Genomic DNA, 26,452 nt, shown 5'->3' on the forward strand with positions numbered 1-26,452 from the left:
TCGCTTCAGCCCGTTCGGAACGAGAAATCGAGCGTTGGCGCGGAGTGGGTCAGCGACCCCATCGAGATGATGTCCACACCCGTTTCGGCGTACGCCGGCACGTCCTCGACTGTGATACCGCCGCTGGCCTCCGTGAGTGCATCGGCGTCGGCTGCCGTCACGAGGGTGACCGCGCGCTCGGTCTCGGCGGGGGCCATATTGTCCAGCAAGACGATGTCTGCGCCGGCTTCCGCGGCTCGCGGTGCATCTGCTGGAGCTTCGACCTCTACGTCGAGTTTCGTGGCGAAGGAGACCCGCTCGCGGAAGTGTTCGACGGCCTCGACAAGTCCCAGCTCGGCAATGTGGTTGTCCTTGACCATCACCATGTGTGAGAGGTCAAGCCGGTGGGTGTCGCCGCCGCCGGCCGCTACCGCTCGCTTCTCGACGCCGCGCAGTCCGGGGGTCGTTTTTCGCGTGCCGGCGATGCGGGGCGTGGAATTCGTCGCAGCCGATGCCGCCGCATCGACGGCGGCCCGGGTCTTCGTTGCCACGCCCGAGGCGTGGCCGGTGACGTTCACCGCGACGCGTTCGCCGCGCAGCACCGACTGCGCGGGGCCGTCGACGCGAAGCACCACGTCTCCGGCGTCGACGGCAGCCCCGGAGTCGACCGCTGTCTCAACCGCACAGTCTAGATACTCGAACACTGCAGTGGCAGCGTCGAGACCCGCAACCACGCCGGACTCCTTGGCTACCAGTCGTCCCTCAGTCGTGCCGGGCACGTCGTTGGTCACGTCGTGGTGGCCCACGTCTTCCCGGAGCCATCGCTCGATGTCGCTGTCTGCGAGCATCAGTCGGCTGTGGACTCCGGCGGGTCCTCGCTCGCGTCCACGAGATTGTGCGTGCCGACGCTCTCTTCGTTTTCGGCGGCGTGGCGCGCGATCAACAGGGCGGTGACGCTGGCGTGGCGGAGTTCGTACAGCGAGCGGCTGGTACGCGTGCGGACGTACGCATCCACTTCGCCCTTGAGCCGGCGGAGGACGGCCATCGCGCGCTGGAGGTCCGCGGGGTCGCGCACGACGCCGACATAGTCGTCCATCACCCGGGTCAGCCGCTGGAACTTGTCGCTGGCGAACCGCTTGGGCAGGTCCGGGTCGCGTTCCAGTAGTTCCGGCGCTTCGATGGGCTCCGGTTCGGCCCCGGCCGCGTCTTCGCCGGCGCGCAGACCCCAGACGAGTCCCTCAAGGAGGGACGTACTGGCGAGTCGGTTCGCGCCGTGGACGCCGGTCCGGGAGCACTCGCCGACGGCGTAGAGTCGGTCAAGCGTCGTCCGGCCGCGGTCGTCGACGGAGATGCCGCCACAGAGGAAGTGCTCGGCAGGGGCGACCGGGATTCCCTCGGTCCAGTCGACGCCGTGGTCCTCACAGCGCTGTGCGAGGTCGGGGAACTCCTCTGCGAAATCGAGTGGCGAGACGTCCAGCGTGACCTCGCCGGTGGCCTCTCGCTCTGTTTTGACTGCCCGGGCCACCACGTCGCGGGGCGCGAGTTCGGCGTCGGCGTGGTAGTCTGGCATGAACCGCTCCCCGTCGCCGTTACGGAGCAAGCCGCCCTCACCGCGGACAGCCTCGCTGACGAGGAAGGCCACGTCGCCGTCACGCTCGCCGCCTTCCTGTACGCATGCGGTCGGATGGAACTGCACGTATTCCATGTCCTCGACCTCGGCCCCGGCGAGTGCGGCCATGCCGATGCCGTCCCCGGTGGTGTTATCGGGATTCGTCGTCCGCGGGTAGAGGTCGCCGATACCGCCGGTCGCCAGGACGACGCTGCCGGCGAAGTAGGGGTCGACCTCGCCGTCGGATTCGAGCATCGCGCCGTGAACGCGGCCCTCGTGGCGGATGAGTTCCAGCGCGGCGGTGTCGTCCAGAATCTCCACGCGGTCGTGGTCGTCGACGTAGTTCAGAAACGGGACGTGAATGTGCTTGCCCGTTGAGGCGTCCACGTGGAGGATGCGGTCCTCGCTGTGGGCGGCCTCGCGGGTGAAGTCGAACCCATCCTGACTCACGGGCGTCTCCGACGCCCGCTCGTCCGCTCCCGTCGAGCGTGGCTCGACGCTGTCAAATTCAACGTCCAGCGTCTCCAGCAGCACGTCCTCGACAGCTTCGTTGGCGTTCTCGACTAGCACGTCGACGGCGTCGGGGTCGGCAGTGCCGTCCGAAGCGGCCATGATGTCTTCTTTGAACTCCTCGGGTGTATCCCGGGAAATGGCAATGCCGCCCTGTGCCCACCAGGATGAGGACCCTTCGGGGCGGGTGGCCTTCGTGGCGAGCGTCACGTCGTCGCCTTCGCGGGCCGCGGCGAGCGCCGCCGCCAGCCCGGCGATACCGGAACCGATGACCAGCACGTCCGTCGTAATCGGGTCGTCCGTCATGGTTAGATTTCCAGCATGCGGTCCATCGCGACCTGTGCCAGTTCCTTCTCCTCGGGCGCGACTTCGATGACGTTGCGCTCGCGGCCCTCGACAAGCTCTTCGAGCACCCACGCGAGGTAATTCGGGTCGATCTGGCGCATGGCGTTGCAGTCCATGCAGGCATCGCCACACAGCGGCACGACGTTCACCTCGGGGTACCACCGCTGGAGATGGTGCGTGAGGTGAATCTCGGTGCCGATGGCCCACGTCTCGCCGGCGTCGGCCTCGGCAACAGACTCACAGATGGTCGACGTGGAGCCGGCCACGTCGGCGGCCTCGACGACCTCGCGGCGGCACTCGGGGTGGACGATGACGTTCGCGTCGGGGTAGTCCTCGCGGACGGACTCGATGTGGTGCTCGCGGAACCGCTCGTGGACCTGGCAGTACCCCTCCCAGAGGATGACGTCGTTCTCGACGGCGTCGGCGGCGTCGGTCCCCTCGGCGTCCCACGGGTCCCACTCGACGGTCTCGTCGGCCATGCCGAGGCGGTGGGCCGTGTTCTCGCCGAGGTGCTTGTCGGGCAGGAACAGGACTTTGTCGCCCTTCTCGAAGGCGTACTCGAAGGCCTTGTGCGCATTCGAGGAGGTACAGACCAGACCGCCCTGCTCGGCACAGAAGGCCTTGAGGTCGGCGTAGCTGTTCATGTACGTGATGGGGATAATTTCCTCGTCGTCGTCGAGCGCCGCGGTCAGTTCCGCCCACGCGGCGTCGACCTGCAGCGCCTCGGCCATGCCGGCCATCGGGCAGGACGCTTCCATCGACGGGAGAATCACGGACTGGTCGTCGTCCGTGATGATGTCCGCGGATTCGGCCATGAACGTCACGCCGCCGAAAATCACGTAGTCGGCGTCGGACTCGGCGGCCTCCTTCGAGAGCTGGTAGGAGTCGCCGATGAAGTCGGCGTGTTCGACTATCTCCCGGCGCTGGTAGTTATGGCCGAGGATGACCACGTCGTCGCCGAGGGTATCGAGCGCGCTCTCGATGCGCTCGGTCCGCTCGTCTGCCTCGAGATCCCGATACGTTGACGGGAGTTGCTCGAGGTTGTCGTACTTGAAGAGGCTGAGATCTGTCTCGAACGCGGCGGTTTCCATTTCGGGCACGATGTATCCACCTGTGGGTACTCACACTTCGGAACTACTTCGTGAAAACATTTTATCTTCAAAGAAGCAAGTTGGTGGTGGAAAGAATTGTATTTACAGTATTGGTGGCCAACTAAGTTCTGTTAGCAAAATTGGTGGCAACTATAATTCCGTTTCCGGTATTGGTAGTCCATCAATTTTTTATATCCGGATTTGGCGACCAATCCGGTTCTATATTCCGCATTGCCGAATCATGTTGTATGTTATTGAGTGACGAAAAAGGTTGATTCGACATCGCTGTCTGTTCGAGTCAGTCGCTGGCGTCAAACACTACGTCACCGTCGCTGACAGTCAACGTAACTGCGATATCCGAAATTTCGCCGCCAGGCACCGCCCACGGGGGGGCCGTCAGCACGGCGAAGTCCGCGACCGAGCCCGGCGTAATCGTGCCCATCCGGTCCTCGTCGAAGCCCGCGTACGCGGCACCGCTGGTGTACGCCCGCAGTGCCTCGTCGACCGTCAGCCGCTGGTTCGGTTCCGGCGCGGTCACGGCCTGCTGGACGCCATACAGCGGTGAGAGCGGCATACAGTCGCTCCCGAAGGCCAGTTGTGCGCCGGCATCAACGAGGTCGCGGAACTGGTTCGTCTGCGCGCGGCGCTCGCCGAGTCGCTCGTCGTACAGGCCACCGGGCGCTGCCCACCGATGGAAGTTCGGCTGGGATGACACGACCAGCGGCGATGCAGCCAGCCGCTCCACCAGGTCACCGGTCAGGACCTCGGCGTGTTCGACGCGGTGGCGCTCGCTCTCGGCGTCGACCGACTCGACGGCCGAAAGCAGTGCCTCGATGGCCGCGTCGCCGATGGCGTGGGCGGCGAACTGGAGGCCCGCGTCGTCGACTTCTGACACGAGTCTCCGGAGAGCATCCGGAGCCGTCCGCCACTCGCCGACGCTATCGCTGTCGGCGTAGGGGTCCCGGAGCCGCGCGGTTCCGGCCCCGAGCGACCCGTCGATGTACGTCTTGATCGCGCCCGTCCGGACCCGGTCGCTCCCGTGGTTCGTCACCAGACCGAGTTCCCTGACCGAATCAAGGTGATCGACCCAGTAGTTGAGCCGCACCCGCAGCGAGAGTGCGTCCTCGGCGTCTAGGTCGCGGTACACTCGCGGGGCGTGTGACTGCCGCACCATGTCGTGGACGGCGGTAATTCCCTCCGAGAGCGCCACTTCCTGCGCGGCCAGCAGATACTCCCGGGTCTGTGTGTAGTCGGGCGCGATAGCGTCGAAGACGGCCTCGGCGGCTTCCTCGACGAGTACGCCTGTCGGGGCTCCGTCCTCGGTCCGGACGCCGTCGTCGGGTAGGTCCAGTACGTCCAGCGCGGCGTGGTTCACCGATACCGTGTGGATGTCTTCTCGCGCGGCCGCAACGGGGCGCTTGGTACTTACTTGATCAAGCGTCGCCGCTTGCAACAGGTCGCCATTCCAGTCGCTCTCGTCGTAGCCAAAGCCCAGAATCCAACCCTCGCCGCCGTCAGCCGCCAGCAGCCGGTCGATGCAGTCGGCCGGGCCGTCTGCCCCGGCGAGGTCCGCCTCGACTGCACGCCGGCCGACGATGTCCAGATGCGTGTGGGCGTCGACGAAACCGGGCAGCAAGACGCCGCCGCGGCAGTCGACGGTCTCGGCACCCGCCGTCGAGAGTTCGTTCGGGTCGCCGACGGCGGTAACCGTGCCGTCCGCTACTGCAACCGCGGACGCCGGCTCGTCGCCGGACAGCGGTCGCACCTCACAGTTCGTGAATACGCGGTCGACCATACAGACTCCGGGCGCGGCGACTGCAAAACGCTTGGCCCGCCAAGAGCAACTGTTAGGAGCCCCGAAGCCACACCGGTCAGTATGACCGACTCCGAGGCTACGGCGCTCGCAGAGCGCGTTCGTGACGGTGAGTTGCGGCTCTACGAACTGGAAGACCACGCCGATCCCGACACCGCGGCAGCGGCCCGTAGACACCTGCTGGCCGAGGAGACCGGCGCGGACCTCTCGGCGGTCGGCGACTACACCTTCGACGCTGCCGACGCCGAGAGCAACATCGAGAACATGGTCGGCGCGGCGCAGGTCCCGATGGGCGTGGTCGGCCCCCTCCCGGTCGACGGCGGGGCCGCCAAGGGCGACCACCACCTCCCGCTGGCGACCAGCGAGGGCGCGCTGCTGGCCTCCGTCAACCGCGGCGTCTCCACGATTCGAAACGCTGGCGGCGCGACCGCTCGCGTCCTCAAGTCCGGGATGACCCGCGCGCCGGTGTTCCGCGTCGAAGACGTGGCCGAGGCCGGCGAAGTGTCAGCTTGGGTCCGCGAACACGTCGACGCTCTGGCTGACGCCGCCGAGTCGACCACGAGCCACGGCGAGCTACAGGACGTGACACCGTACGTCGTCGGCGACAGCGTCTTCCTGCGGTTCTCCTACGACACCAAAGACGCGATGGGGATGAACATGGCAACCATCGCGACGGAGGCGGCCTGCGACGTTGTCGAGTCCGAAACGCCAGCCGACCTCGTAGCGCTGTCGGGCAATCTCTGCTCCGATAAGAAGCCCGCCGCTATCAACGCTGTCGAGGGGCGCGGTCGGACCGTCGCTGCGGACGTGCTCATTCCCCACGAGCAGGTCGAGGACCGGCTCGATACGACCTCCGACGCTATCGTCGAGGCCAACACCCGCAAGAACCTCGTTGGCTCGGCGAAGGCCGGCGCGCTGGGGTTCAACGCCCACGCCGCCAACGTCGTCGCCGCCGCGTTCCTCGCGCTCGGGCAGGATATCGCACAGGTCGTCGAGGGGAGCAACGCCATCACCACTGTCGACGCCCGCGAGGACGGGCTGTACGCCTCCGTTACCATCGCGTCGCTGGAGGTCGGGACCGTCGGCGGCGGGACGGGCCTGCCGACCCAGTCCGAGGCGCTGGACGTGCTTGGCTACGCCGGCGGCGGCGACCCCGCCGGGAGCAACGCAGACGCGCTCGCGGAAGTCATCGCTGCCGGCGCGCTGGCCGGCGAACTCTCCTTACTTGCTGCGCTGTCCTCGCGCCACCTCTCCTCGGCGCACGCCGACCTCGGGCGGTAGTGCCGCTTTCGGGTCAGTGCGCTCTTACTGCCGGCTTTGACTCACCAGAAAGCCGGCACCCGCAACGAGGACGACGACGCCGGCGAGCAGGAGCGCTTCCTGTCCGAGTAGGGGACCCAGTACAAGCAACGCCCACGCCACGGCAAAGATACCGTGGGCGATTGCGAACAGTCGCTGGCCTCGGTGGGCGAACACGACCGTCCCCAGCGCGAACCCGAGCGTCAAGACGACCGCCGAGAGCGCGACCGTGCTCACCTGTAGTGAACCCACGGCAACTGGCTCAACGACCGGGGTGAGCAGAAACAGCAGTCCCGAGAGACCGACAAGAATCCCGACTGCGACCGGGCCGGGCTCCAGATCTAACGTCGCGGTCATAGCAGCCGGTACTTCCCCCGGCTCTCCGATACCTCGCCCGCCCGAACCAGTTTCTGCAGCGCTTTCCGGGTGTACGACGCCGGGACGCCACGCTCCTCGGCGTAAGCCACCACATCGCCTTCGGTGGGCTGGTCAAGGTTCCGCAACGCGCTCAGGACAGTCTCCTTGCGGCTCGACCCGCTGGCCGCCCCCTGTTCGACGCGCTCGGCGGTCGCCGACACGGCGTCAGTGTCGACTCCCGAATCTTCGAGATACGTCTCGTCGTCCACGCCCGCGTCGCCGACCTGTCGCTCCATCTCGGCGTAGGAGTCCAGTTCCGCGAAGGCGTCGCCCTCTCCCTGCCGGTTCGCCAGCATCGACGCCCGGATCTCGCGAGCGTGGGCCTCGTCGTCCGTTTCGACGAACTTCCGCCGCTTCTGGTGTTTCCGGCGCGTGCCACACCGCGGGCACTGCGTCGTCTCCGGCCGCCCCTCGGTGACCCACAGCGCGCTACAATTGCTACACCCGACGACCGCGTACATACCCCCCGTTCGGGGCCGGACGGTACTGAATCCACCGACGTCCGATGCCGGGGGACGAAGGCTTAGGTGCGGTGGACCTGACATAGCCGAGCATGGAAGAAGTGCCACAGGCGGCCTGTGAGACAGTCGAAGCAGTCGACGGCGTGCATCTGACACAGCTGGCCGTCGGAGAGCAGATGAGTGTCCAGCAGTTCCATATCGAACCCGGCGCGGCCGTCCCGGAACACAGCCACCGCCACGAGCAGGTCGGCTACGTCGTGAAAGGGACCTTCACTTTCCACGTCAACGGCGAAGAGTACGTCATCGGCCCCGGAGACTCCTACGTGGTCCCGAGCGAGGAACCACACGAGGCGCGCAACGACGGCGAGGAGCCCGTCCGCGGCATCGACGTGTTCAGCCCGCCCAGACCGAACCCGGACTGGCAGGACTAACCACAACTGTTTGAGTCCTGCGCCCGTATAGTTGCTAATGACGCGGGCAGTGGCTACCATCGTGACGCTCGCGCTCGTACTCGCCGGGTGTTCGGGGTTCGTCCAGTCGGACAGCCCCGAGACGGTCACGCCGGTAGCGGTGCCGACCGACGGGGTCGGCTATCCGCCGGGCGTGAGTGACGACGCAGTAGTTCCGTCAACGCTGGCCAGCGCCCACGCGCGGACACTTGCGACGACGAACTACACGCTGGTCACTCGCCAGCGAGTCACCGACAGCAACGGAACGGTGCTCCGGCGAACGAACCACACACGCTACGTCGCGGTGAACAAGACGACGTACGCAGGGCGGTTCCGGCAGAACGGGACGGAACTGAACACGTTCACCACCCGCATCGACTACTGGACCAACGGCTCCATCGTCGCGGCCCGGTACGACAATCGAGCGAACCGGCGGAATCAGGTCGCGTGGCCAGTCCGCGACGACGGCCCGGTCTCGGACCTCTCGGAGCGCCGGACGATACGCGGCGTCGCGGAAGCCGTTGCGCTTTCCGTTGCCGACCGGAGTGACGGCGGCGTCGCCCTCGTCGGGACCCGTTTCACCAACCCCGACAGACTCCGCACGCCGCTGTTCGTGAGTGACCCTCACAACGTCTCCGTCCGGCTTCGCGTCAATCACGACGGCACCGTTTCGGCGTTCCGGCTGGTTTTCGACGCTGAACGTAGCGACCAGCAGGTCCGTGTCACGCAAGAGATGCGGCTACAGCATGTGGGGTCGACGACAGTAGCACAGCCGGAGTGGGTCACAAATACGACCAAGCGGTCGCTTCGGGAATAACCGATCGCCCGCACAGACCAGACTCAGGCGCTACCGAATGCCGGCAGGACTCGGCGTGAGGTGAGCAGATAGCCGGCGTACAGAAGGACCAGCCCCATGTACACCTCCCAAGCAGCGAACGCGGAGATGCCGCCGGACAGGTCGGCGAGGGCGGCCTGTTCGGTGAGTGCCCCGCCGACGGTTAGCCCGACTGCGAGAACCGTCGAAAGTAGGAGTTCCAGTAGTTCCGGAATCGATTCTGTGGCCATGTGTGCCCAGATATCACTGCAAACCGCTTGTAGCTCTTTCGATCCGAGAGAGCTTAGTAGGTCCACAAGAACGGACCTGTATGAGCCAAAACTGGAACGCGGACTACGCGACCCTCGCAAAGCGCGGGTTCATGCTCGGGGCAGGGCTGTTCCTCCTCGGCATTGCGGGGGAGATCGCCGGAAGCGCCGTGTTCGGGACCCTTCCAGCTTGGGGCGACACGCTGTTGGTCGACATGGAACTGCTCGGTATCCTCGTCGGGCTCCTCTCGCCGCTCGTGTTCGGTGTGGTCCTGCCGCTGACCGAGTAACGCTTCTCGGACCGACTGTGCTCCACAAGAAACGCAACCCCCGAGCGATAGCTCTGTTCTCCCGATAGGACTCGCCTGTGCCGTCACTCTCAGGCTGTACCGGAATAAAAATGAAGCGTGTTGTAGCCAGCGCGACTCGCTTACGCGAGTTTCTCGATGTTCTGGCGGCGAAGCCGCCAGAGTCCAGAAGCTCTCTACGAGAGCTTCTCTATATTTTCGACGACCTTCTCGGCGAACTCGCTGGTGGCGAGCTTCGTGCCGCCCTCGATCTGGCGTTCGAGGTCGTAGGTGACGTTCCCGGAGGAGATAGTCTCCTCGACGGCGTCACGAACGAGCTGGCCGGCGTCCTTCCAGCCCATGTATTCGAGCATGAGGCGGCCGGAGAGAATCATCGCGGTCGGGTTGACCTTGTCCTCGCCGGCGTACTTCGGCGCGGAGCCGTGGACCGGCTCTGCGAGACAGCGGGCCGAGCCGAAGTTCGCACCGGGGGCGATGCCGAGGCCGCCGATCTGTGCGCCGGCGGCGTCGGACATGTAGTCCCCGTTGAGGTTCATCGTCGCGATGACGTCGTACTCGTCGGTACGGGTGAGGAGCTGCTGGAGCATGTTGTCGGCGATGCGGTCGTTGACGACCAGCGCGTCCTCGGGCGCTTCGCCGTCGTACTCGTCCCAGAGTTCGTCCTCGGTGATGACGTTCTCGCCGTACTCCTCGTCGGCGACCTCGTAGCCCCAGTCGCGGAAGGCACCCTCAGTGAACTTCATGATGTTGCCCTTGTGGACCAGCGTGACGCTGTCCCGGTCCTCTTCGAGGGCGTAGTCGATTGCCTCGCGGACGAGGCGCTTGGTCCCGAACTCGGTAATCGGCTTGACGCCGATGCCGACCGGGCCGTCGTGGATGGTCTCGTCGAAGTCCATCTCCTCTTCGACGAATTCCTTGACCTCCTCGACTTCGTCGGTGCCGGCCTCCCACTCGATGCCAGCATAGACGTCTTCGGTGTTCTCCCGGAAGGTGACCATGTCCATCTCCTCGGGGTCTTTGACCGGTGATGGGACGCCGTCGATGTGGTAGGTCGGGCGGACGTTCGCGTAGAGGTCGAGCGTCTTGCGGAGCGCGACGTTCAGCGAGCGGAAGCCAGCGCCGACTGGTGTTGTCAGCGGGCCCTTGATAGCGACGTTGAACTCTTTGATGGCCTCGACGGTGTCATCAGGGAGGTTCTCGTCGTACTTGTCCCGGGCGGACTGGCCGGCGTAGACGCGCATCCAGGAGATGTCACGACCGGTGGCGTTCGCGGCGGCTTCGAGCACCTTCTGTGCGGCCGGACCGACGTCCGTCCCGATACCGTCCCCGTGGATGATTGGGATGATCGGGTTCTCCGGAACGTCGAGTTCGTCGTCCTCCGTGACCTGAATCTGCTGTCCCTCGTCGGGAACCTCCACTTTGTCGTAATCGTAGCCCATATTCCGCCAATTGACAGTCGCCCCTAAAGGCGTGCCGCTTTGCCTCAGACGTGGTAACACAGTGCGTAAAGAAAGGACAACGACCGTTCGCGGGCACGTCACTAACCGCAACTGCCGGAGGTGATATGCCTTTCGTGTGTCAACGGGGCTGTATGCACGTCATCGTTCACGGCGGCGCGGGCAGTCCACCGGCGTCACCGGCTACTCGGCAGGCAACTCTCACAGACGCCGCTGAACAGGCAGCGAAGGCGGAGCGCCCGATGGAGGCGGTTCTGGCCGCGCTTCGGCCCCTCGAATCCGACCCGGCGTTCAACGCCGGCGTCGGTGGAGCCGTCCAGAGTGACGGTGAAGTCCGGACTGACGCCGGAATGATGACCCACGACGGCCAGACCGGGGCAGCGTGTGCAATGTCTGGCGTTGTACACGCTGCGGACGTGGCCCGTACTGTGGCAGCTGAGACGCCACACGTCCTTCTTGCTGGCGACGAGGCCGTGGCGTTCGCGGCGGGCTCCGGCGTCGAAACCGATCGCGACCTCACGACTGCAGAGACGCGACAGCGATACGAGCGCGCGAACCCGCCTGATGGTGGCCCTGCCGACCATCTCGACTGGGTCCGTGCGCATTTCAGCGGCACTGACACCGTCGGCGCGGTTGCGACCGACGGGGACCGGCTTGCGGCGGCGACATCGACCGCCGGGCGCTGGTTCGCGCTGGCAGGTCGGGTCGGCGACGTGCCGCAGATCGGCGCTGGCTTTTACGCTGATGACCGCGGTGGTGCGAGCGCGACCGGCGAAGGGGAGCCTATCGCCCGGTTCGGGTTAGCCCGCCATGCAGTCGAACAATTAGACACGTACGGCCCGCGACAGGCCGCCGAGGAGGCGATTGCGGACTTCGAGGACGCGACCGGCGGGCGTGCTGGCGTGATCGTTCTCGACCGGGCCGGCCATACCGGGGCCGAACGGAACACCGCCGCAATGCAGACCGCGCGGAGATAGCCAGAGGGAAACCCCTTTGCCCGCCACCGACTAACCGGCGTGCATGACTGACGTGGATTTCGATTCTGAGCAGTACGAGAAATGCCGCGAAGCGGGCGAGATTCTGGCACAGGTGCGCGACGAGGCGGCCGAACGCGTCGAGGTGGGCGTCTCCCATCTCGAAGTCGCACAGTGGGCCGAGGAGAAGATACGAGAGCTGGGCGGCAAGCCGGCGTTTCCGGTGAACATCTCCATCGACGAGGAGGCGGCCCACGCCACCCCCGAGCGCGACGACGACGCCACCTTCGGCGAAGAGATGGTCAACCTCGACATCGGCGTCCACGTTGACGGGTGGCTCGCCGACACCGCTGTGACAGTCGACCTGTCCGGGCAGGCCGAACTCGCCGAAGCGCCTGCCGAGGCCTTGGACGCCGCGCTGGACGTTGCCGGCCCTGGCGTCGACGTGGGCCAGATCGGCGCGGCCGTCGAGGAGGTCATCGAGGGGTACGGCTACAACCCCGTTGTGAACCTTACCGGCCACGGACTCGGTCACTGGGAGCAGCACACGTCGCCGAATATCCCGAACCGCGAAGTGGCACAGGGCGCGACGCTCGACGTGGGCGACGTGGTCGCTATCGAACCGTTCGCTACCGACGGCCGCGGCAAGGTACAGGAAGGGGCTGACGAGGAGATTTTCGCCCTCGAACGCGAGGGGTCGGTCCGGAACCGGCAGGCCCGACAGGTCCTCGAACAGATCACTGAGGAGTACCGCACACTGCCGTTTGCCGCCCGTTGGCTCGACTCGCCGCGAGCGGAGATGGCGCTTCGCCGCCTGAAACAGCAGGACATCGTCCACGGCTACCCAGTACTCAAAGAGCAAGACAATGCATACGTCAGCCAGAAGGAACACACCGTCATCATCACCGAGGACGGCTGTGAAGTAACGACGCGCTCGCGGTAGCGGACGCCGACTTCGAACTCGTGGGAGATACCGAACTACTGTTTTTCAACAGCGCTATCGCTCCGAGCATCGTGTGAAAGGGTGGGGGGTGTGTGGCCACGTAGTCAGAAACCACGTGGCGTATGGAAACGGTGGGGTGGGGGGTGTGTGGCCACGTAGTCAGAAACCACGTGGCGTATGGAAACGGTGGGGTGGGGGGTGTGTGGCCACGTAGTCAGAAACCACGTGGCGTACGGAAAGGGTGGGGTGTGTGGGATGGTCAGGCGTTGTTCATCCGCGTCGACGTGGTCATGCCACAGATTTGACATTCACTGACCCGGTACGGCTCTCGGGAAAACGCCGCGTTTTCGCGTTTATCTGACTCCGTCTGTATCTGGACACGCACGGCGTGTGGTGTCTCACGGTCACACGTCGAACAGTGTTCCGCCATGTCGACGCCGTCGTTTATCGCTGCCATCCCGTCTGGGACAAGCAGGGTAGAGAGTATAAAAACCACCTTCAGTTCTGGTCCGTTCAGCACTGTTTATCGCCAGACAGCGGCCGATTTCAGTCGATTACGGCCCCAGATTGAGCGAGAATGTTTAAACACTGCCCTGAAGCCACAGAAACCGGTCTATCCGCGTGAACGGCCAATACCTTTATATACCACTTCTGGAGTGTCAGTCCTGTCGTTTTTGCTGGTGGGTCGACAACTGGCGGTATGGACAAGGTGTTTGCGCCGTGGCGCATCGAGTGGGTCGAACGCGAGGAGCCAGACTCCGATGTCGACTGCGTGTTCTGTGCGTTTCAGGCACAGGACGACGACCGGGCGAACAACCTCGTGGCGCGAAGCGACCACGCCTTTGTCCTCCTGAACAACTACCCGTACAACCCCGGGCACGTGATGGTCATTCCGCACACCCACACCGGCGAGTACGGCGACCTCGACGACGAAACCCTGCTCGACCATGCCCGACTGAAACAGCGGACCTTCGATGCTCTCGAAACCGCGCTGTCCCCGGATGGGTTTAACGCCGGGCTGAACCTCGGCGGCTCCGCGGCCGGTGGGTCCATCGACGACCACCTCCATACACACGTTGTCCCGCGGTGGAACGGCGACACCAACTTCATGCCGGTCATCAGCGACACGAAAGTCATCGTCGAGGCTGTCGAAGAGACGTACGACCGGCTCTACGCCGCGTTCGCGTCACAGGACGGGACGACCACCCCCGACGAGGGGGCTGTCCGCATCAACTGAGGCGGTCGTGGGGAAGTTGACACGGAGACTGCGCTGGTGTCGAAGCGGCTTTGACGGCGGCCCGACAACGGGGGAGCAATGTCACGCCGCGCGACGCTCAGACGGGTTGGGCTGCTCGTTCTCGGCGTCAACCTTCTCCTCGTGCTGCTGAAAGCCGGCGTCTGGTTCACCACCGGAAGCTTCGCTGTCCAGTCTGAGGCGATCAACAGCGCCGCTGACACCGCCTACTCGCTGGTCATCGTTGCTGGGCTGTACCTGACGACACGCCCGCCGGACTTCGAGCACCCCCACGGTCACGAACGTATCGAGCCGTTCGTCTCCCTGTTCGTCGCCGCGGGTATCTTCGCCGCTGGTGGGTTCGTCCTCTGGAACGCCGGCACCGCCCTGTTGACCGGCAATATCTCGGTGTCACAGGGACCGGCTGCCGTGCTCGTGCTCGCGTTCTCGGCCGTCGCGAAGTACGCCCTCTACCGGTACTGTCTCCGCGCGGGCACGAACCGTAACTCCCCGGCGCTCATTGCGACGGCAAAGGACAACCGCAACGACATCCTCACCGCGGGCGCGGCGCTGGTCGGCGTCGCTGGTGCGATGGTCGGCTACCCCATCGCCGACCCGCTGGCCGCACTCGTCGTCGCCATCGGCATCATCTACACCGGCATCGAGGTCGTACAGGAAAACGTCACGTATCTCGTCGGCGGCGCACCACCGGAGGACCTTCGGCGCGAAATCCTCCGCCGCGCGCTCGACCACCCGAAGGTCCGCGGCGCACACGATGTCATCGCCCACTACGTCGGCCCTGAAATCGACGTGAGCCTTCACATCGAGGTGGAAGGCGACCTAACGCTGTTCGAGGCCCACGACATCGAGACGGCAGTCATCAAGTCCATCGAGGAGCTTCCGGAGGTCGACGACGCGTTCATTCACGTCGACCCGAAGGAACTCGGCGAGTGGAAAGACGACGAAGAAGTAGAGCGGCTTGCCGATCTGGAGTGACGTTTTAGTGGCTGCCGTGCTATCAGATAGCATATGGGTGACGACTCATCACGTAGCTGGCTCGCGCTCGGACGACTGTTGTTTGGCCTCGGCGTGGCCCTTCAGGCCGCTGAAGACTTCCGCGATATGGAGGACGCAATCGAGTACGCCGAGTCGGCGGGTGTCCCCGCGCCGGACCTGTTGGCCCCACTGGCCTCGGGGATGATGCTGGTCGGCGGGCTGGGGACGGCATTCTGGCGGCTCCCACGGGTTTCGACCGGTGCCGTTGCCACGTTCCTTGCCGTCGTCACGCCGACGATGCACGACTTCTGGAACGCCGAGCCGGATGACCGTGGCGGCGAGCGCCTGGCCTTCTTCGGGAACCTCGCGATGTTCGGTGCAGCGGTAACGTTCCTTCGCGAAGCCTACAGCGGCGACTGAGCACCCGGTCGCTCTGACTGAAAATTTGGGCTGCTGACCCGCTCAGTCCGCGACCTGCGCCCGCTCGATCGGGTCGCCGAAGGCGTACACGGTGTTGTGGCTCGTGACCTCTACCTCGACCATGTCGCCGATTTCGAGGCCGCGCTCCTGTGCGTCGGCGATGACGACCTGCCGGTAGGCCTCGTCGTAGCCCACCAGCGACTCGTCGGTGCCGTCCTCGACGAGCAGGACTGAGACCGTGCGCCCGACCATCTCCTCGTAGGCCTCGGCCATCAGTTCCATCTTCGCCTCGCTCATCTCCTTCGAGCGGTCCTTCTTGACCTGGCCGCCCAGACCCTTCATGTCGGCGGCGTCGGTGCCGGGCCGCTTGGAGAAGCGCGTGACGTTGATTTTCTCGGGACGGGTCTCACGAAGCAGCGCCATCGACTGCTCGTGGTCGGCCGGTTCCTCGGTCGGGAAGCCGACGATGAAGTCCGTCGATAGCGTCCAGTAGTCCAGCTTGTCGTCCAGCGTCTCGACGACCTCCAGATACTCCGAAACGGCGTGCTGGCGGCGCATATCTGCCAGCACGTCGTCACTGCCGGACTGGACCGGTGCGTGGATGAAGTTGTACAGTTCCTCGTGTTCGGCAAACACCGCCGCGAGTTCCTCGCGGACGCCGTGCAGGCCCTTCGGGTTCGCCATCCCGACGCGAACGCGGAAGTCGCCGTCGATGTCGGTGCAGATGCGGTCGAGTAGCTCCGGCAGCAGGCTCGTCCCCTGGTTCGTGTCCCAGCCGTAGACGCCGGTGTCTTGGCCCGTGATACGGATTTCCTTCGCGCCCGCGTGGACCAGCGCACGGGCCTTCTCGACGTTCTCCTCGACCGAGGGGGACTCGATCCGCCCGGTCGCTTGCTTTGTGATGCAGTACGAGCAGTCCGACATACACCCCCGGGCGATGGGAAGGATACCGACGACGCCGTTGAGGACCGTTTCGGTGTCCGGCGTAATCGTCGGGCACTCGCCGTTGAGGACGTACTGGGGCACGTCGTCCCAGTGGAGTACCTCGGCGTCGATGTCGGCGTTCTGGAACTCCTCGCCCTGTGCGAGCGCCATACAGCCCGTGATGACGAGGTCCGCCGGGGTTTCGTTATCGAGTTCTCTGGCCCGTGCGAGCATGTTGCGTTCGGTCTTCTCAAGCACCGTGCAGGTGTTGAGGATCGCCACGTCGGCGGACTCCGGCCCGTCAGCGGGGTGGTGCCCGCCCTCCCGGAGCGCCTGCTCGATTTGCTGGGTCTCACCTCTGTTCGAGGTGCACCCGTACGTCTCGATGTGATACCGGGCCATTCATCCAGATACTATCGCCAGGACGGCAAAAGGGCGACGGATTGGACCGGTCAGTAGCCGTCGGTTGCGTCTGTGTCGTCCGGGTCTGCCTCTGGTTCGGTCACGGTTTCACCCGCCGTTTCGGCCTGCCACTCCCGAACAATGGTATCACCGCTGGAGGCCCCGATTCGCTCGGCTCCGGCCTCGAACATCGCCCTGGCGTCGGCCCACGACCCGACGCCGCCGCTGGCTTTCACCGGGAGGTACTTGCTGAGAATCTCCACGTCGTGGACCGTCGCGCCGCCCTCGCTGAACCCCGTCGCGGTCTTGAGGTAGGCAGCGTCGGCGTCTGCAACGAGTTGCCCGACCCGCTCGAGTTCCTCGTCGGAGAGCAGCGGCGCTTCGACGATGACCTTCACCGGAACTGGGACGCTGGCGACGACCTCAGTGATGTGGTCCCGGACGGCGTCGTCCTCGCCGGCCTTGAGCAAGCCCACGTTGCACACCATATCCAGTTCGTCGGCTCCGGCGTCCCAGGCCAGTTTGGCCGCCTGACAGACGCTGTCGGTCTGACCCTGGCCGTGCGGGAAGTCGATGACGGCCGTAAGCGGGACGTTCGCGTACTCGGTCGCAAGCGGGAGCGCCCACGGCGGGATGCACGCCCGCATTCCGTACTGGAGCGCCTCGTCGAGGCAGGTTCGTACGTCGTTCGGTGTCGTCGTCGGACCGAGAACTGTATGCTCGATGCGGTCTGGTATCTCGTCCATACCGCGGGGTGACACGTGGTGCCCACGTAAAGACGGCGGGCGGCGGACGGTGGAGCTACTGTCGTGCCGTACTCGTGTTCGATGATTGCCGCTCAGGCTGCGACGGTATCGTCGGCCTCGTTCGGAAGGTTTTCCCTCATCGGAGTCGGCGTGGGGGACATGGTACTGCCCTCGGGGTTAGCGCTCCCGCCGCTTGAGTACACTGTGGCGCTGCTTGCGGGCACGCTCGTGGTGACAGCGCTGTTGTACGCCCTCGAACCACCGATCGACCAACGAACCGTAGTCGCCTTGACGCCGTGGATGGCCCTCGGCGGCGCGCTCCACGCGTTCCATCAGCCACCGATTGACGCCTACAGGCCCGTGGTCGCACCGCTGTTCGGCGCGCCGGCGGTGTATCTCACGACGTTCGTCACGCTGGCTCTCGTCTGGATCACGCTGACGCTGTTCAGCGTCCGACGCGGCCACAGCGAGACGATATCACGGAATCTGGGGTACATCGGTGTCGGATTTCTGACGGTATTGCTTGTCATCGCTGTCGTGATGGCACTGGAGTCCGGCCTGCTTGGACTCATCTGGCCAACTGTTGCTGTCGTCGTCGCAACCGTCGTTACTGCCGTGACGGTGCTTGCGGTCGCGCTGTGGCGGACACCGGTGGTCGTTCGGATGCGTTATGCGGCCCCGACGGTCGTGTTCGCGCATATGCTCGACGGCGTCTCGACGGCGGTCGGCGCTGATGTTATCGGCATCACGGAACGAACGCCGATCCCGGCCCGCATCATGGAGTTCGCTGGCACGCTCCCCACAGCGCCGTATCTCGGCAAAGGCTGGCTGTTCGTGTTCGTCAAACTGCTCGTGGCGGTTGCGGTCGTCTTTCTGCTGGACGACTATCTCGAAGAGGAACCCGTCGAAGCGAGTCTCCTGCTCGCGCTCGTAACCGCCGTTGGCATCGGCCCGGCCACGAACAACATTGTCCTGTTCCTGTTCAGCCCGGTCTGAGTGGGGCTACTCCGGCACCGAATCGCCGAATCCTTCCTGCCGTTCCCGTTCGAGCCGCTGACACCCAAACACGAGTGCGTCCGGCAGGTCCGTCGCATTCGATTGCAGCGATTCGAACACGGTGGCCACCTCACTGAACCGCGGTCCACGACCGGCAACCAGTGGCTCCTTTTGCCACGTTATGAACTCATAGTCGGACAGCAGCGGCAGGTGGCAGTGGTGCAGCTCCTGCCGAAGGATTTCCGCATCCTGCGGGACATTAGGGTTTACCGCACTCTCGGGGAGGGGGACTGTCGCGTCAGGGGGGGCATCTAACAATGCGACGATTAGCTGCCGGCGCGGCTCAGCGCTAACGGATTTGAAAACTTCGTTCCAGCGTCTTATCACCCGCTTTCCGTTCTGGTACCGTTGCTGTGTCATGATGTAACTTATACCATTTTTTCATACGACGACATATATATTGTCGTGGTGTACTATATTAGGTGAACTAAACCCAGAGGGTGCCTCTCTCCGGTCGAGTCGCCATGACCGGATGACACAATCCTCATGAGCATCGCGAGCAAGAGAGACATGTGCTTGATTACCCCATCACGCAGTGGGCGTCTGTCTGTGTCGTCGCCGGCGCGGTCGTCGGCCTGCTGTTGAACATCCCGATGGTGACACAGGACGAGGGGTATCTGCCGGCGTACGTCGCTGGGGCTGGACTTACTCGCGCCGACCCAGTCGCGGTGAGCCGGCCCCTCGCTGTTGCTGTGCATCACGGTACTGCCTTCGCTGCGGCGCTGTTGTACGGCGCGGTCGTTGCAGGCCTCTCGTCCGTGCTTCCGATGGCAGTCTCGCTCAACGGCGTCCCGCTGCTACCGCACATCGCTGGCGTTGCGGGCGTTTCCGCGTTCATCTACTACTTTTTCGCTCGCATCGCCATGCCTCGCTTCGGCGGCAGCGTTCGAGACACCGCTGACGAGATTATCCGACAGTGGGCACTCACGGCGTTCATCTTTGGGACAGCGCTTGCGCTGTTCGTCCCGGTGCTCGTCACCTGGCTGTAAGCTACGTGTCCCCGGCCCGCTTCGAGAGGTTCCTGTAGGCCCCGAGATACAGGAAGACGGTGGCAAGCAGCGCGAACGGAACGACGAGGGTCCACGAGGGGCCGTCCGGCGTTCCCGCGCCGACGGTGTAGCCAGTCAGCAGCCCGAGGACGACTCCGGCGACAATAGCGATACCCGCCGGTCCTCGCATCCGTCTGTCGAACAGCGAGATATCGTCTGCCATACGTCCCCTCTATCGGGCGTCCTACCTCACTGTTGCGACCGACGTGAATTCACTGACTACTAAATAGTTCCGTGCGACTGGCCTGTATGGCGAAACAGCCGCATCTACTCGTCGAACCGGGTGACCTGACAGATATCGCGCTCGTGCCGGGCGACCCCGGACGCGTCGACCGCATTGCGGGCCTCTGTGACGACCACGAAGTCGTCGCACAGAACCGCGAGTACAAACTCGTCAATGCGACCTACGACGGCCGCGAACTGACGATCTGTTCGACCGGCATCGGGTCGCCGTCGACGGCCATTGCCGTCGAGGAACTGGAAGCGGTCGGCGTCGAGACGCTCATCCGCGTCGGAACGACCGGCGCGCTGCAGGAAGGCATCGAAATCGGCGATATGGTCGTCGCCAACGGCGCTGCCAAGGACGAGGGCACGTCCCAGCGCTACGAATCCAAGTCCGTCCCGGCCGTCCCCGACTACGAGGTGCTCTCGTCGCTGGTCGACGCCGCCGAGGCGAACGACGAGGACGTTCACGTCGGTCCAATTGCGACGGACGACGCCTTCTACGCCGAGACGGACGAGTATATCAACGACTGGGAGGACGCCGGTCTGCTGGCCGTCGAGATGGAGGCCGCCGCGCTGTTCTCGCTGTGTCGTCGCAAGGGCCTGCGCTCGGGCGCTATCTGTACCGTCGACGGCAACCTCGTCGAGGGGACACAGAAGGGCGAAACCGAGGACGAGGAACTCCCCGAGAAAGCCAAGAACAACGTCGAGCGCGCTATCGAAATTAGTCTGACGGCGGCCGCGTCGCTGTAGGCACCGCCGCTGTTGACTCCGCACGAGCAGCTAACCCCGCAACTTCCCGGCGGAGGGCTTAACAGATGTTCTCCCGTGGGAACCTGTATGCTCGACCAGTTCCGGAAGTGGTTCCACGCGGCGGTCAGGCGACTCCGGCGGGTCGAGCGCCGCGAACTGCAGGACTTCAGGCGGTGGGCCGAGGTGACGGAAAACCTCGTTCACCTCTCTATGCTGGTGTTCGTCCCGCTCGCTATCGTGCTGGTGACGACGCTGGCAAACGCCGTTCCACGACTGAGTTTCCTGCTGTTCCCGCCGCTCGCGGCGGGGTCGTACACGCTCTTTGTTGACCCGACGAGCAAGTACTCCGACCCGAAGCGGTTCGTCGCGGGCCTCACCATCGGCGCGGTCTGTGGGCTGGGTGCACTCGCAGTCTCGAACAGCTATCTCACAGCGCCGGGCGGCCAGTTCGGCGTCAACGCGCTCGGTGCCGGCCTCGCCGTCTTCGCCACTGGCGTAGTCACCTGGCCGCTGGACATCGAGGAGCCGTCGTCGTACTCGACCGCGCTGCTGGCACTGCTGGTCGAACCGAGCCAGCAGGCGACGTTCGTCGCCAGTGTCTTCCTCGCCAGTTCGCTCGTGGCAGTCCTCTTTGTCATCTGGCGCGAGCAGTTCTACGAACAGCGAGCAACGTACCTGTACGAGTCGATGTCCGGTGACGACCACGTTCTGGTCCCGATGCGCGGCGACGCAGCGGGACAGACAGCGATGCTGGGCGCACGACTCGCGGCCGCTCACGAGGCCGGCAAAGTCGTCCTGCTGGACGTGGTTTCGGACAGCGACGCCGCCACGGCCCAGCAAACCCTCACACGGGACACGATACAGCTTGACATCCGGTCCGAGAACGGGGGCGAGCCGGCGTCGGCAGAAACCCGCCCGGTTGGCGACGGCGGTGACCCGGCAACCGCCCCGGCGTCGCCCGAGCAGACGGACCTCGAAGCGGAGATCGATTGGCTGGAGACCCACGCCGACCGGATCGAGACGCGGACGGGCGTCTCCTGTCAGGTCGTCGTCGCGAGCGACCACGGGTCGCCGGCGAAGACAACGCTGCAGACTGCGGCCGAAACCAACTGCGATCTCATTGTCGCACCCTACGAAAGCCAACACGGGGCGCTGACGCCGTATTTACAGCGGCTCTTCCGCAGTGAAAGCGATGTCGTCGTCCACCGCTCCCGGAGCGACCGGACCCGCTGGAAACAGGTCATCGTCCCCGTCCGTAGTGTCAGCGATGTGGCTCACAATATGGTCGACTTCGCCACACGACTGGCCGGCCGGAGCGGGCGGGTCGCCGTCGCGACCTGTATCGGCTCCCGTGGAGACCGCCGCCGGGCCGAAGAGATGCTTGCGGACCTCATCGAACCGTACGAGGGCGCGTTCGAGACGCGGGTTCCGCGGACGGATATCCAGACGTTTCTGTCCGATACGGCGTCGCAGTACGACCTCGTCATGATCGGGGCAAGCCGCGACCGGAGCAAGGCGTCGCGGTTCATCTCCCCACCGACGTTCGAACGGCTGGAGGACGTGGAAACGGATGTCGCTATCGTCGACCGCGGTCGAGCCTAAATCTCCGCGTCGTCCTCGTCGTTCACGTCGAGCAGGTGGTCGGCGATGTTCTCCATCCCCTCGCGGCCCAGCGCGGACTGGACGATGAGGTGGCCGCCCAGTACTGCGGGGCTGATGACCGTGTCCGCGCCCGCTCGCCGAAGCTTTTCGATGTTTTCGCGGTCCGTCGCCGCGGCGACGATGTTGACCGTCGGATTGAGCGTCTGGGCCGTCAGTATCGCCAGCGCGTCCTGCGCGTCGTCGTTCGTCGCCGCGACGACCGCTGCGGCGTCCTCGATACCGGCCCGTTGCATGGGTACTTCGTCGCTCGGGTCCGCAGTCAGGACGGCGATGTCCTGTTGCTGGAGCCGGGTGGCCGTCTCCGTGTCCGGCGTGATGACAACGAACTCGATTTCGCCGGTCAGCTCTTCGATAATCGGTTCCGTCAGGTCGCCGTGGCCGAGTACCAGTACGTGGTTCTCAAGCAGGTCCAGTTGTGCGTCAGTCATGTTTCCGAGTGCCTCCGAAAGCCGTTTTTCGATTGCCGGTCCCAGCAGCGACCCCAGCGCGATGGCGAAACTGGCCGTTCCGAGGACGACCACGGACATGCCGAACAGTTTCGCTTGCTGGCTCTGTGGGGTCATATCGCCGTACCCGACAGTGCTGGCCGTGACCAGCGTGTAATAGAACGCATCAGTCGCCGTCGAAAGGTTGGTGAATTCATCGCGGAGCGCGTACGACCCCGCCGTTCCGTACATGAGCGAGCCGAGGAGCGCCGCGCCCGCGGCCAGTTGCGCCGTCGAGAGGTCGATCGGTCGGTCGAACCGCCGTCGATTCAGGAGCATCGTCGGGAGCGAGAGCAGCGAGAGGGCGACAAGCGGAATCGAAACCGCCGAACTCGGCACGGACCCGACGAACGGAATCGACACCGCGGAGTTCTGTACCAGCCCCTGAACCGCTGCCACGGGGAGCAAGACGACGGTCGCGTACCACGCGATTCGCAGGCGACGGCGGAGTCCAACGACGCTGACGAGGAGCGTGAACCCCGTGAGTGCGCCGGTGAACCCGGCGGTGCGCTGGATGCTGCGCGGAATGAGGTCCCCGAGCGGCCCGCTGATCGACACGGCACTGATATTGACCACACCAGTGACGAACGACAGCACCGCTACCAACACCGGCAAGAGGATTGTCGCGCGCGCTCCCAGCCAGTCCCGCGGTCTGTCCATACCCATCCAGATTACATCGGTCGGTGTAAATGTACTGTCCGCGGGCCGGAAGCGATTTACTACCGGCCACGCAGGGTGTGGACATGGCTTCGCTCCCGGTCGAGGTGTTGATGGGGATCTATCTGGGGCTGTTGGTGGGAGTGATACCGGCGCTCGTCTCGTGGGCGCTGGGGTTCAGTTTCAAGTATTTCACCGGTATTACCGTGCCAGGGTTCGGTGTCGTCGTGCTCGCAATCGCACTTGCCGGCGTCAGCGGCGGCCTCATGGCACTGGCTGATAAGTCGATTACGCAGGCCCCCAACGCCGAACGAGTGATCACTGCAATCATCCTCGTCGGGATGGTGTCGCTGTACGCACACAGCAAGGGCGACCAGCTCGGGGCGACGTTCCCGAAGCGACTCTCTTTACAGGGGCTACGCGAAAAGAAACTCTCCGCGGACGTGGTTGAATTCGTCGGTGGCCGTGACGAGGTCCGTATTCGTATTGTCGGCGACGTGGCCGACATGGAGGGGTATCCGCCGCTTTCGGAGCCGCTTCGTGCCGACATCCGAAACGAGGAGTGGCGGTTTCCGGCCGACCTCCGCATCGGCGAACTCGAACGCCGGATGGAAGAGCGACTGAAATCCGAGTTCGACCTCGGTGACGCCGCCGTCTCAATCGACGAGCAGGGGCGGGCGACGGTCGTCGCCGCGCCGCCGTTTTCGGGGCTGTCGAAGCGCGTGGGCGATAATCGCCACGCCGTTTCGGTTGAGGCGCTGTTGCCGACCGGTCTGGCCCGCAACGACGAGGTGACAGTGCTGACTGAGGACGCGCAGGTACGGGGGACTGTCGTCAGTGCCCGGTCGGACCCGGTGGCCGACGAGACGCCCGCCGAGACGCCAACGGAACCGGAAATCGCCGACACCGAGCCACCTCCGACGCCGGTCCGGGCCCCGACGACCGACGGTGGCGAGGGGCGACTCACCGTCGCCGTGACCCGGACGGATGTCCAACCGCTCCTGCGCTCAGCCCGGCCAAAGGTCGTGGTCGAACCCCGTGGCACACATCGGGAGTACGAACTCGTTTCCCTTCTCCGGCGAGCCGGCAACCGCTTTCGCCGACTCACGGTTCGCACCGACGGCCCGCTTGACGGGACGACGCTCCGGGACGCCCGTGTTCGGGAGGCCTACGACGTTGCTGTCGTCGCCATCCGGACGCCGGACGGCTGGCAAGTCGCACCGCGCGGCGAGGCAGCCGTTGAGGCGGGCGACGAACTGTACGCGATTGGTCACCGAACCGACCTCGATGCCTTCGCGGAGGCGGTCGCATGATGCTGGTCGGCCCGACACTGCTCGCACAGGTCGGTGCGAACCTGCAACTGGGGACGGTGTCACGGGCGCTGGTCGAGGGTGTCGTCTGGCTCCTCGCTATTACGATTCTCGCCGCGACGCCAGCTGGTGCTATCGCCGTCTTCTACCGCTGGTACGTCCGTGAGCGCATTCAGACCGGGCTAGCGGTCCTGTTCGGACTGACTGCGGTCGTCCTCGTCATCGGCGCAACGACCGCGCTCAGTGAGGTCATCGCCCAGCGTGAGGACGTGCTGGCGGCCGGGGCGGTCCTGTTGAACCTCGCCGCGTTCCTCGCCGGCGGCGTCGGGGCCTACGGCGGGATGCGCATCGGAGACCGGCTGGGTGTCGACCTCTTTGCCGCGACCGGCGGCCGAAACATCGACGCCGACGTGAGCGAAATCGTCCAGACCGTCGGCCGCGTCACGTCGGTTCGTCTCCCCGAGGATATCGACGATATCATCGGTTACGACCCGATGCCCGACGAGACAAAAGAGACGCTCGCTGACCGCCGCTTTCTCTTCCCGCGGCGGCTGACGAAAGACGAACTCCGGGAGCGGCTGGTTGGCCGGCTCAAAACCGACTACGGCGTTGGCCACGTGGACGTCGAACTGGCCGACGACGGGAACGTCGACTACCTCGCCGTCGGCTCGCGGGCGGCCGGTATCGGGCCGACGTTGCCACCATCGACGAACGCCGTCGCACTCCGGGCTGACCCGGCCCACGCTGCGAGCGCCGGCGACCTCGTTCAGGTCTGGGAGCAAGCGCCATCGAAACGCGTACTCACCGGGGAACTCCGTGGCGTCGCAGACGACGTGGTGACGGTCGCTATCGACGCCGCCGACACGCCGAAACTCGACCCACAGACCGAGTACAAACTGGTCACGCTCCCGGTGCAGGACCGCTCTGACCGTGAGTTCGCCTCGCTGCTCCGTGCGGCCGACGAGACAATGGGCACCACCGCCGTCGAACCGGGGAGCATGCTCGACGGCGCGCCGGTCGGCAGTCTAGCAGTGTCAGTGGTCGCGATCACCCGCGACGACACAGCGCCGGAGACAATCCCGTCCCGCGAACGCGTCCTCGCGGCCGGTGACACAATCTACGCAATCGCTACCCCGGACGCGTTGCGGCGGCTGGAACAGGCCACGACAGCGGCGGTGGCGGACGAGCCGGACGACGGCGCGGCTGACGGGGACGGACAGTCAAGCGCGTCTGACTCTGCCCCCCGGAACGAGCGAGCGGACCGACCGGAAACAACGGCGGACGACGCGACTGCTGTCTCGGCTGCCGACAGCGCGCAGAATGTCGACGCGGTCGAGACTGCTGCCGATGCCGCGACCGACGCCGGCACGGACACGACTACGGTCGACACTGCCGACGAGTCAGCAGACTCCGCTGTTGAAGATGCGGCGGCTGAGTCTGCGCTGGCTGATGCCGGCGCTGGCGAGAGGACAACCGAGACTGGCGACGAGGCTCCCGACGACCCGCTGGAGGCACTCCGGAACATCGACACGGAGGAGCCAGGCGACGACCTGACGGCCGAGGAAGCGTTCGACGACGTGCCGGCAGACGACGCCGACGACACCGTCGAGGTGTGGGACCCGGAAGAGCGGATCGGCGAGGCTGACGACGAGTCCGCCGAGGCCGGCGACAGCGACTCGACGGACTCCGAAGCGCCAACCGGGGACGGAGACGGCGCAGACGACGAACCGACCGCTGGTGACGGTTCGGAGGACCGAGACTGAATTTCGAGTGTCGGTACCGCCGGATGCACGCTGTC

General features: G+C 65.2%; 29 protein-coding genes. 15 read left to right on the forward strand and 14 right to left on the reverse strand.

What is annotated here, in order from left to right; genetic code table 11:
• Nucleotides 1-5: 5 nt before the first annotated feature.
• The 4 genes from nadC to DVK01_RS09095 all read right to left on the reverse strand — a co-directional run bounded on the left by nadC (nt 6) and on the right by DVK01_RS09095 (nt 5,329).
• The gene (gene nadC / locus DVK01_RS09080) at nt 6-827 is read right to left on the reverse strand and encodes a carboxylating nicotinate-nucleotide diphosphorylase (RefSeq protein WP_121511143.1); all 822 of its coding nucleotides are present in this window, start codon (nt 825-827) and stop codon (nt 6-8) included.
• A complete protein-coding gene (locus tag DVK01_RS09085) occupies nt 827-2,404 on the reverse strand; it encodes an L-aspartate oxidase (protein ID WP_121536415.1) in 1,578 nt (525 codons plus the stop codon). Before DVK01_RS09085 ends, nadC begins: the two co-directional genes overlap by 1 nt.
• A 2-nt stretch (nt 2,405-2,406) precedes the next feature.
• Nucleotides 2,407-3,534, reverse strand: a complete 1,128-nt coding sequence (gene nadA, locus DVK01_RS09090) for a quinolinate synthase NadA (protein ID WP_199722328.1) — start codon at nt 3,532-3,534, stop codon at nt 2,407-2,409.
• A 298-nt stretch (nt 3,535-3,832) separates the two neighbouring features.
• Nucleotides 3,833-5,329 (reverse strand): amidohydrolase, encoded by a 1,497-nt coding sequence (locus DVK01_RS09095; RefSeq protein WP_101349350.1) that lies wholly within the window; start codon nt 5,327-5,329, stop codon nt 3,833-3,835.
• Between the two features lie 81 nt (nt 5,330-5,410).
• Here DVK01_RS09095 and hmgA point away from each other — a divergent pair, with 81 nt between their 5' ends.
• Nucleotides 5,411-6,628 carry a hydroxymethylglutaryl-CoA reductase (NADPH) gene (gene hmgA / locus DVK01_RS09100; RefSeq protein ID WP_121536419.1) on the forward strand — a complete coding sequence of 406 codons (1,218 nt, stop codon included), beginning with the start codon at nt 5,411-5,413 and terminating at the stop codon, nt 6,626-6,628.
• A gap of 24 nt (nt 6,629-6,652) precedes the next feature.
• On the opposite strand, the gene DVK01_RS09105 is transcribed toward hmgA, so the two are convergent.
• Nucleotides 6,653-7,003 (reverse strand): hypothetical protein, encoded by a 351-nt coding sequence (locus tag DVK01_RS09105; RefSeq protein WP_101349352.1) that lies wholly within the window; start codon nt 7,001-7,003, stop codon nt 6,653-6,655.
• Nucleotides 7,000-7,524, reverse strand: coding sequence for a DUF5817 domain-containing protein (locus DVK01_RS09110; protein WP_121536421.1), 525 nt, complete (start codon nt 7,522-7,524; stop codon nt 7,000-7,002). The genes DVK01_RS09105 and DVK01_RS09110 overlap by 4 nt, the downstream gene beginning before the upstream one ends.
• Nucleotides 7,525-7,616: 92 nt before the next feature.
• Here DVK01_RS09110 and DVK01_RS09115 point away from each other — a divergent pair, with 92 nt between their 5' ends.
• Complete coding sequence (locus DVK01_RS09115) at nt 7,617-7,955, forward strand: cupin domain-containing protein (RefSeq protein ID WP_101349354.1); 339 nt, start codon at nt 7,617-7,619, stop codon at nt 7,953-7,955.
• A 37-nt stretch (nt 7,956-7,992) separates the two neighbouring features.
• Nucleotides 7,993-8,790 (forward strand): hypothetical protein, encoded by a 798-nt coding sequence (locus DVK01_RS09120; protein WP_101349355.1) that lies wholly within the window; start codon nt 7,993-7,995, stop codon nt 8,788-8,790.
• 23 nt (nt 8,791-8,813) lie between these two features.
• On the opposite strand, the gene DVK01_RS09125 is transcribed toward DVK01_RS09120, so the two are convergent.
• Entirely contained in the window at nt 8,814-9,038 is a 225-nt protein-coding gene (locus DVK01_RS09125) for a hypothetical protein (protein ID WP_101349356.1), read from the reverse strand.
• Between the two features lie 80 nt (nt 9,039-9,118).
• Between DVK01_RS09125 and DVK01_RS09130 the strand changes: the two genes are divergently transcribed.
• Nucleotides 9,119-9,346, forward strand: coding sequence for a hypothetical protein (locus DVK01_RS09130; RefSeq protein ID WP_101349357.1), 228 nt, complete (start codon nt 9,119-9,121; stop codon nt 9,344-9,346).
• Between the two features lie 194 nt (nt 9,347-9,540).
• Here DVK01_RS09130 and icd read toward each other — a convergent pair whose 3' ends face one another.
• Complete coding sequence (icd, locus tag DVK01_RS09135; protein ID WP_121536423.1) at nt 9,541-10,803, reverse strand: isocitrate dehydrogenase (NADP(+)); 1,263 nt, start codon at nt 10,801-10,803, stop codon at nt 9,541-9,543.
• A 152-nt stretch (nt 10,804-10,955) separates the two neighbouring features.
• Between icd and DVK01_RS09140 the strand changes: the two genes are divergently transcribed.
• Both DVK01_RS09140 and map read left to right on the forward strand, forming a co-directional pair.
• Nucleotides 10,956-11,798, forward strand: a complete 843-nt coding sequence (locus DVK01_RS09140) for an isoaspartyl peptidase/L-asparaginase (RefSeq protein WP_101349359.1) — start codon at nt 10,956-10,958, stop codon at nt 11,796-11,798.
• A 43-nt stretch (nt 11,799-11,841) separates the two neighbouring features.
• The gene (gene map, locus DVK01_RS09145) at nt 11,842-12,738 is read left to right on the forward strand and encodes a type II methionyl aminopeptidase (protein ID WP_101349360.1); all 897 of its coding nucleotides are present in this window, start codon (nt 11,842-11,844) and stop codon (nt 12,736-12,738) included.
• A 259-nt stretch (nt 12,739-12,997) separates the two neighbouring features.
• On the opposite strand, the gene DVK01_RS09150 is transcribed toward map, so the two are convergent.
• Entirely contained in the window at nt 12,998-13,195 is a 198-nt protein-coding gene (locus DVK01_RS09150; protein ID WP_101349361.1) for a hypothetical protein, read from the reverse strand.
• Nucleotides 13,196-13,438: 243 nt separating this feature from the next.
• Here DVK01_RS09150 and DVK01_RS09155 point away from each other — a divergent pair, with 243 nt between their 5' ends.
• The 3 genes from DVK01_RS09155 to DVK01_RS09165 all read left to right on the forward strand — a co-directional run bounded on the left by DVK01_RS09155 (nt 13,439) and on the right by DVK01_RS09165 (nt 15,388).
• Nucleotides 13,439-13,975 carry an HIT domain-containing protein gene (locus DVK01_RS09155; protein ID WP_101349362.1) on the forward strand — a complete coding sequence of 179 codons (537 nt, stop codon included), beginning with the start codon at nt 13,439-13,441 and terminating at the stop codon, nt 13,973-13,975.
• 78 nt (nt 13,976-14,053) lie between these two features.
• On the forward strand, nt 14,054-14,968 hold the full coding sequence (locus DVK01_RS09160) for a cation diffusion facilitator family transporter (protein ID WP_101349363.1): 915 nt from the start codon (nt 14,054-14,056) through the stop codon (nt 14,966-14,968).
• 33 nt (nt 14,969-15,001) lie between these two features.
• Entirely contained in the window at nt 15,002-15,388 is a 387-nt protein-coding gene (locus DVK01_RS09165; protein WP_101349364.1) for a DoxX family protein, read from the forward strand.
• Nucleotides 15,389-15,430: 42 nt separating this feature from the next.
• On the opposite strand, the gene DVK01_RS09170 is transcribed toward DVK01_RS09165, so the two are convergent.
• Together DVK01_RS09170 and deoC are read right to left on the reverse strand one after the other, a co-directional pair.
• Nucleotides 15,431-16,714, reverse strand: coding sequence for a tRNA (N(6)-L-threonylcarbamoyladenosine(37)-C(2))-methylthiotransferase (locus DVK01_RS09170; RefSeq protein ID WP_121536425.1), 1,284 nt, complete (start codon nt 16,712-16,714; stop codon nt 15,431-15,433).
• A 50-nt stretch (nt 16,715-16,764) separates the two neighbouring features.
• Nucleotides 16,765-17,460: a deoxyribose-phosphate aldolase gene (gene deoC / locus DVK01_RS09175; RefSeq protein ID WP_101349366.1), complete on the reverse strand. Its 696-nt coding sequence runs from the start codon at nt 17,458-17,460 to the stop codon at nt 16,765-16,767.
• Between the two features lie 159 nt (nt 17,461-17,619).
• Here deoC and DVK01_RS09180 point away from each other — a divergent pair, with 159 nt between their 5' ends.
• Entirely contained in the window at nt 17,620-18,456 is an 837-nt protein-coding gene (locus tag DVK01_RS09180) for a DUF63 family protein (protein ID WP_121536427.1), read from the forward strand.
• A gap of 6 nt (nt 18,457-18,462) precedes the next feature.
• On the opposite strand, the gene DVK01_RS09185 is transcribed toward DVK01_RS09180, so the two are convergent.
• Nucleotides 18,463-18,876, reverse strand: coding sequence for a hypothetical protein (locus DVK01_RS09185; RefSeq protein ID WP_121536429.1), 414 nt, complete (start codon nt 18,874-18,876; stop codon nt 18,463-18,465).
• A gap of 152 nt (nt 18,877-19,028) precedes the next feature.
• Here DVK01_RS09185 and DVK01_RS09190 point away from each other — a divergent pair, with 152 nt between their 5' ends.
• Entirely contained in the window at nt 19,029-19,505 is a 477-nt protein-coding gene (locus DVK01_RS09190) for a hypothetical protein (protein WP_121536431.1), read from the forward strand.
• A 1-nt stretch (nt 19,506) separates the two neighbouring features.
• On the opposite strand, the gene DVK01_RS09195 is transcribed toward DVK01_RS09190, so the two are convergent.
• Complete coding sequence (locus DVK01_RS09195; RefSeq protein WP_101349370.1) at nt 19,507-19,728, reverse strand: hypothetical protein; 222 nt, start codon at nt 19,726-19,728, stop codon at nt 19,507-19,509.
• An 86-nt stretch (nt 19,729-19,814) separates the two neighbouring features.
• Here DVK01_RS09195 and DVK01_RS09200 point away from each other — a divergent pair, with 86 nt between their 5' ends.
• Complete coding sequence (locus DVK01_RS09200) at nt 19,815-20,540, forward strand: nucleoside phosphorylase (protein WP_121511127.1); 726 nt, start codon at nt 19,815-19,817, stop codon at nt 20,538-20,540.
• Between the two features lie 87 nt (nt 20,541-20,627).
• On the forward strand, nt 20,628-22,142 hold the full coding sequence (locus DVK01_RS09205; protein WP_101349372.1) for an HPP family protein: 1,515 nt from the start codon (nt 20,628-20,630) through the stop codon (nt 22,140-22,142).
• Here DVK01_RS09205 and DVK01_RS09210 read toward each other — a convergent pair.
• A complete protein-coding gene (locus tag DVK01_RS09210; protein WP_101349373.1) occupies nt 22,139-23,347 on the reverse strand; it encodes an NAD-binding protein in 1,209 nt (402 codons plus the stop codon). The two genes, DVK01_RS09205 and DVK01_RS09210, sit on opposite strands and share 4 nt — an antisense overlap.
• A 29-nt stretch (nt 23,348-23,376) precedes the next feature.
• Between DVK01_RS09210 and DVK01_RS09215 the strand changes: the two genes are divergently transcribed.
• Together DVK01_RS09215 and DVK01_RS09220 are read left to right on the forward strand one after the other, a co-directional pair.
• Complete coding sequence (locus tag DVK01_RS09215; protein WP_121536433.1) at nt 23,377-24,657, forward strand: potassium channel family protein; 1,281 nt, start codon at nt 23,377-23,379, stop codon at nt 24,655-24,657.
• Nucleotides 24,654-26,417: a TrkA C-terminal domain-containing protein gene (locus DVK01_RS09220; RefSeq protein WP_101349375.1), complete on the forward strand. Its 1,764-nt coding sequence runs from the start codon at nt 24,654-24,656 to the stop codon at nt 26,415-26,417. The genes DVK01_RS09215 and DVK01_RS09220 overlap by 4 nt, the downstream gene beginning before the upstream one ends.
• Nucleotides 26,418-26,452: the final 35 nt, after the last annotated feature.

Source organism: Haloarcula sp. Atlit-120R, assembly GCF_003665885.1.
GTDB classification, from domain to species: domain Archaea; phylum Halobacteriota; class Halobacteria; order Halobacteriales; family Haloarculaceae; genus Haloarcula; species Haloarcula taiwanensis.

What these genes read in the sequence shown, in the direction of transcription:
- DVK01_RS09210 (WP_101349373.1), bottom strand. Translation starts at nt 23,347, where the DNA reads ATGGACAGACCGCGGGACTGGCTGGGAGCGCGCGCGACAATCCTCTTG.
- DVK01_RS09120 (WP_101349355.1), top strand. Translation starts at nt 7,993, where the DNA reads ATGACGCGGGCAGTGGCTACCATCGTGACGCTCGCGCTCGTACTCGCC.
- DVK01_RS09195 (WP_101349370.1), bottom strand. Translation starts at nt 19,728, where the DNA reads ATGGCAGACGATATCTCGCTGTTCGACAGACGGATGCGAGGACCGGCG.
- DVK01_RS09170 (WP_121536425.1), bottom strand. Translation starts at nt 16,714, where the DNA reads ATGGCCCGGTATCACATCGAGACGTACGGGTGCACCTCGAACAGAGGT.
- DVK01_RS09150 (WP_101349361.1), bottom strand. Translation starts at nt 13,195, where the DNA reads ATGGCAGCGATAAACGACGGCGTCGACATGGCGGAACACTGTTCGACG.
- deoC (WP_101349366.1), bottom strand. Translation starts at nt 17,460, where the DNA reads ATGGACGAGATACCAGACCGCATCGAGCATACAGTTCTCGGTCCGACG.
- icd (WP_121536423.1), bottom strand. Translation starts at nt 10,803, where the DNA reads ATGGGCTACGATTACGACAAAGTGGAGGTTCCCGACGAGGGACAGCAG.
- DVK01_RS09185 (WP_121536429.1), bottom strand. Translation starts at nt 18,876, where the DNA reads ATGACACAGCAACGGTACCAGAACGGAAAGCGGGTGATAAGACGCTGG.
- DVK01_RS09155 (WP_101349362.1), top strand. Translation starts at nt 13,439, where the DNA reads ATGGACAAGGTGTTTGCGCCGTGGCGCATCGAGTGGGTCGAACGCGAG.
- DVK01_RS09140 (WP_101349359.1), top strand. Translation starts at nt 10,956, where the DNA reads ATGCACGTCATCGTTCACGGCGGCGCGGGCAGTCCACCGGCGTCACCG.
- DVK01_RS09160 (WP_101349363.1), top strand. Translation starts at nt 14,054, where the DNA reads ATGTCACGCCGCGCGACGCTCAGACGGGTTGGGCTGCTCGTTCTCGGC.
- DVK01_RS09085 (WP_121536415.1), bottom strand. Translation starts at nt 2,404, where the DNA reads ATGACGGACGACCCGATTACGACGGACGTGCTGGTCATCGGTTCCGGT.
- DVK01_RS09115 (WP_101349354.1), top strand. Translation starts at nt 7,617, where the DNA reads ATGGAAGAAGTGCCACAGGCGGCCTGTGAGACAGTCGAAGCAGTCGAC.
- DVK01_RS09105 (WP_101349352.1), bottom strand. Translation starts at nt 7,003, where the DNA reads ATGACCGCGACGTTAGATCTGGAGCCCGGCCCGGTCGCAGTCGGGATT.
- hmgA (WP_121536419.1), top strand. Translation starts at nt 5,411, where the DNA reads ATGACCGACTCCGAGGCTACGGCGCTCGCAGAGCGCGTTCGTGACGGT.
- DVK01_RS09215 (WP_121536433.1), top strand. Translation starts at nt 23,377, where the DNA reads ATGTACTGTCCGCGGGCCGGAAGCGATTTACTACCGGCCACGCAGGGT.
- DVK01_RS09220 (WP_101349375.1), top strand. Translation starts at nt 24,654, where the DNA reads ATGATGCTGGTCGGCCCGACACTGCTCGCACAGGTCGGTGCGAACCTG.
- DVK01_RS09180 (WP_121536427.1), top strand. Translation starts at nt 17,620, where the DNA reads ATGGTACTGCCCTCGGGGTTAGCGCTCCCGCCGCTTGAGTACACTGTG.
- DVK01_RS09205 (WP_101349372.1), top strand. Translation starts at nt 20,628, where the DNA reads ATGCTCGACCAGTTCCGGAAGTGGTTCCACGCGGCGGTCAGGCGACTC.
- DVK01_RS09095 (WP_101349350.1), bottom strand. Translation starts at nt 5,329, where the DNA reads ATGGTCGACCGCGTATTCACGAACTGTGAGGTGCGACCGCTGTCCGGC.
- DVK01_RS09200 (WP_121511127.1), top strand. Translation starts at nt 19,815, where the DNA reads ATGGCGAAACAGCCGCATCTACTCGTCGAACCGGGTGACCTGACAGAT.
- DVK01_RS09165 (WP_101349364.1), top strand. Translation starts at nt 15,002, where the DNA reads ATGGGTGACGACTCATCACGTAGCTGGCTCGCGCTCGGACGACTGTTG.
- DVK01_RS09130 (WP_101349357.1), top strand. Translation starts at nt 9,119, where the DNA reads ATGAGCCAAAACTGGAACGCGGACTACGCGACCCTCGCAAAGCGCGGG.
- nadA (WP_199722328.1), bottom strand. Translation starts at nt 3,534, where the DNA reads ATGGAAACCGCCGCGTTCGAGACAGATCTCAGCCTCTTCAAGTACGAC.
- DVK01_RS09125 (WP_101349356.1), bottom strand. Translation starts at nt 9,038, where the DNA reads ATGGCCACAGAATCGATTCCGGAACTACTGGAACTCCTACTTTCGACG.
- nadC (WP_121511143.1), bottom strand. Translation starts at nt 827, where the DNA reads ATGCTCGCAGACAGCGACATCGAGCGATGGCTCCGGGAAGACGTGGGC.
- DVK01_RS09110 (WP_121536421.1), bottom strand. Translation starts at nt 7,524, where the DNA reads ATGTACGCGGTCGTCGGGTGTAGCAATTGTAGCGCGCTGTGGGTCACC.
- map (WP_101349360.1), top strand. Translation starts at nt 11,842, where the DNA reads ATGACTGACGTGGATTTCGATTCTGAGCAGTACGAGAAATGCCGCGAA.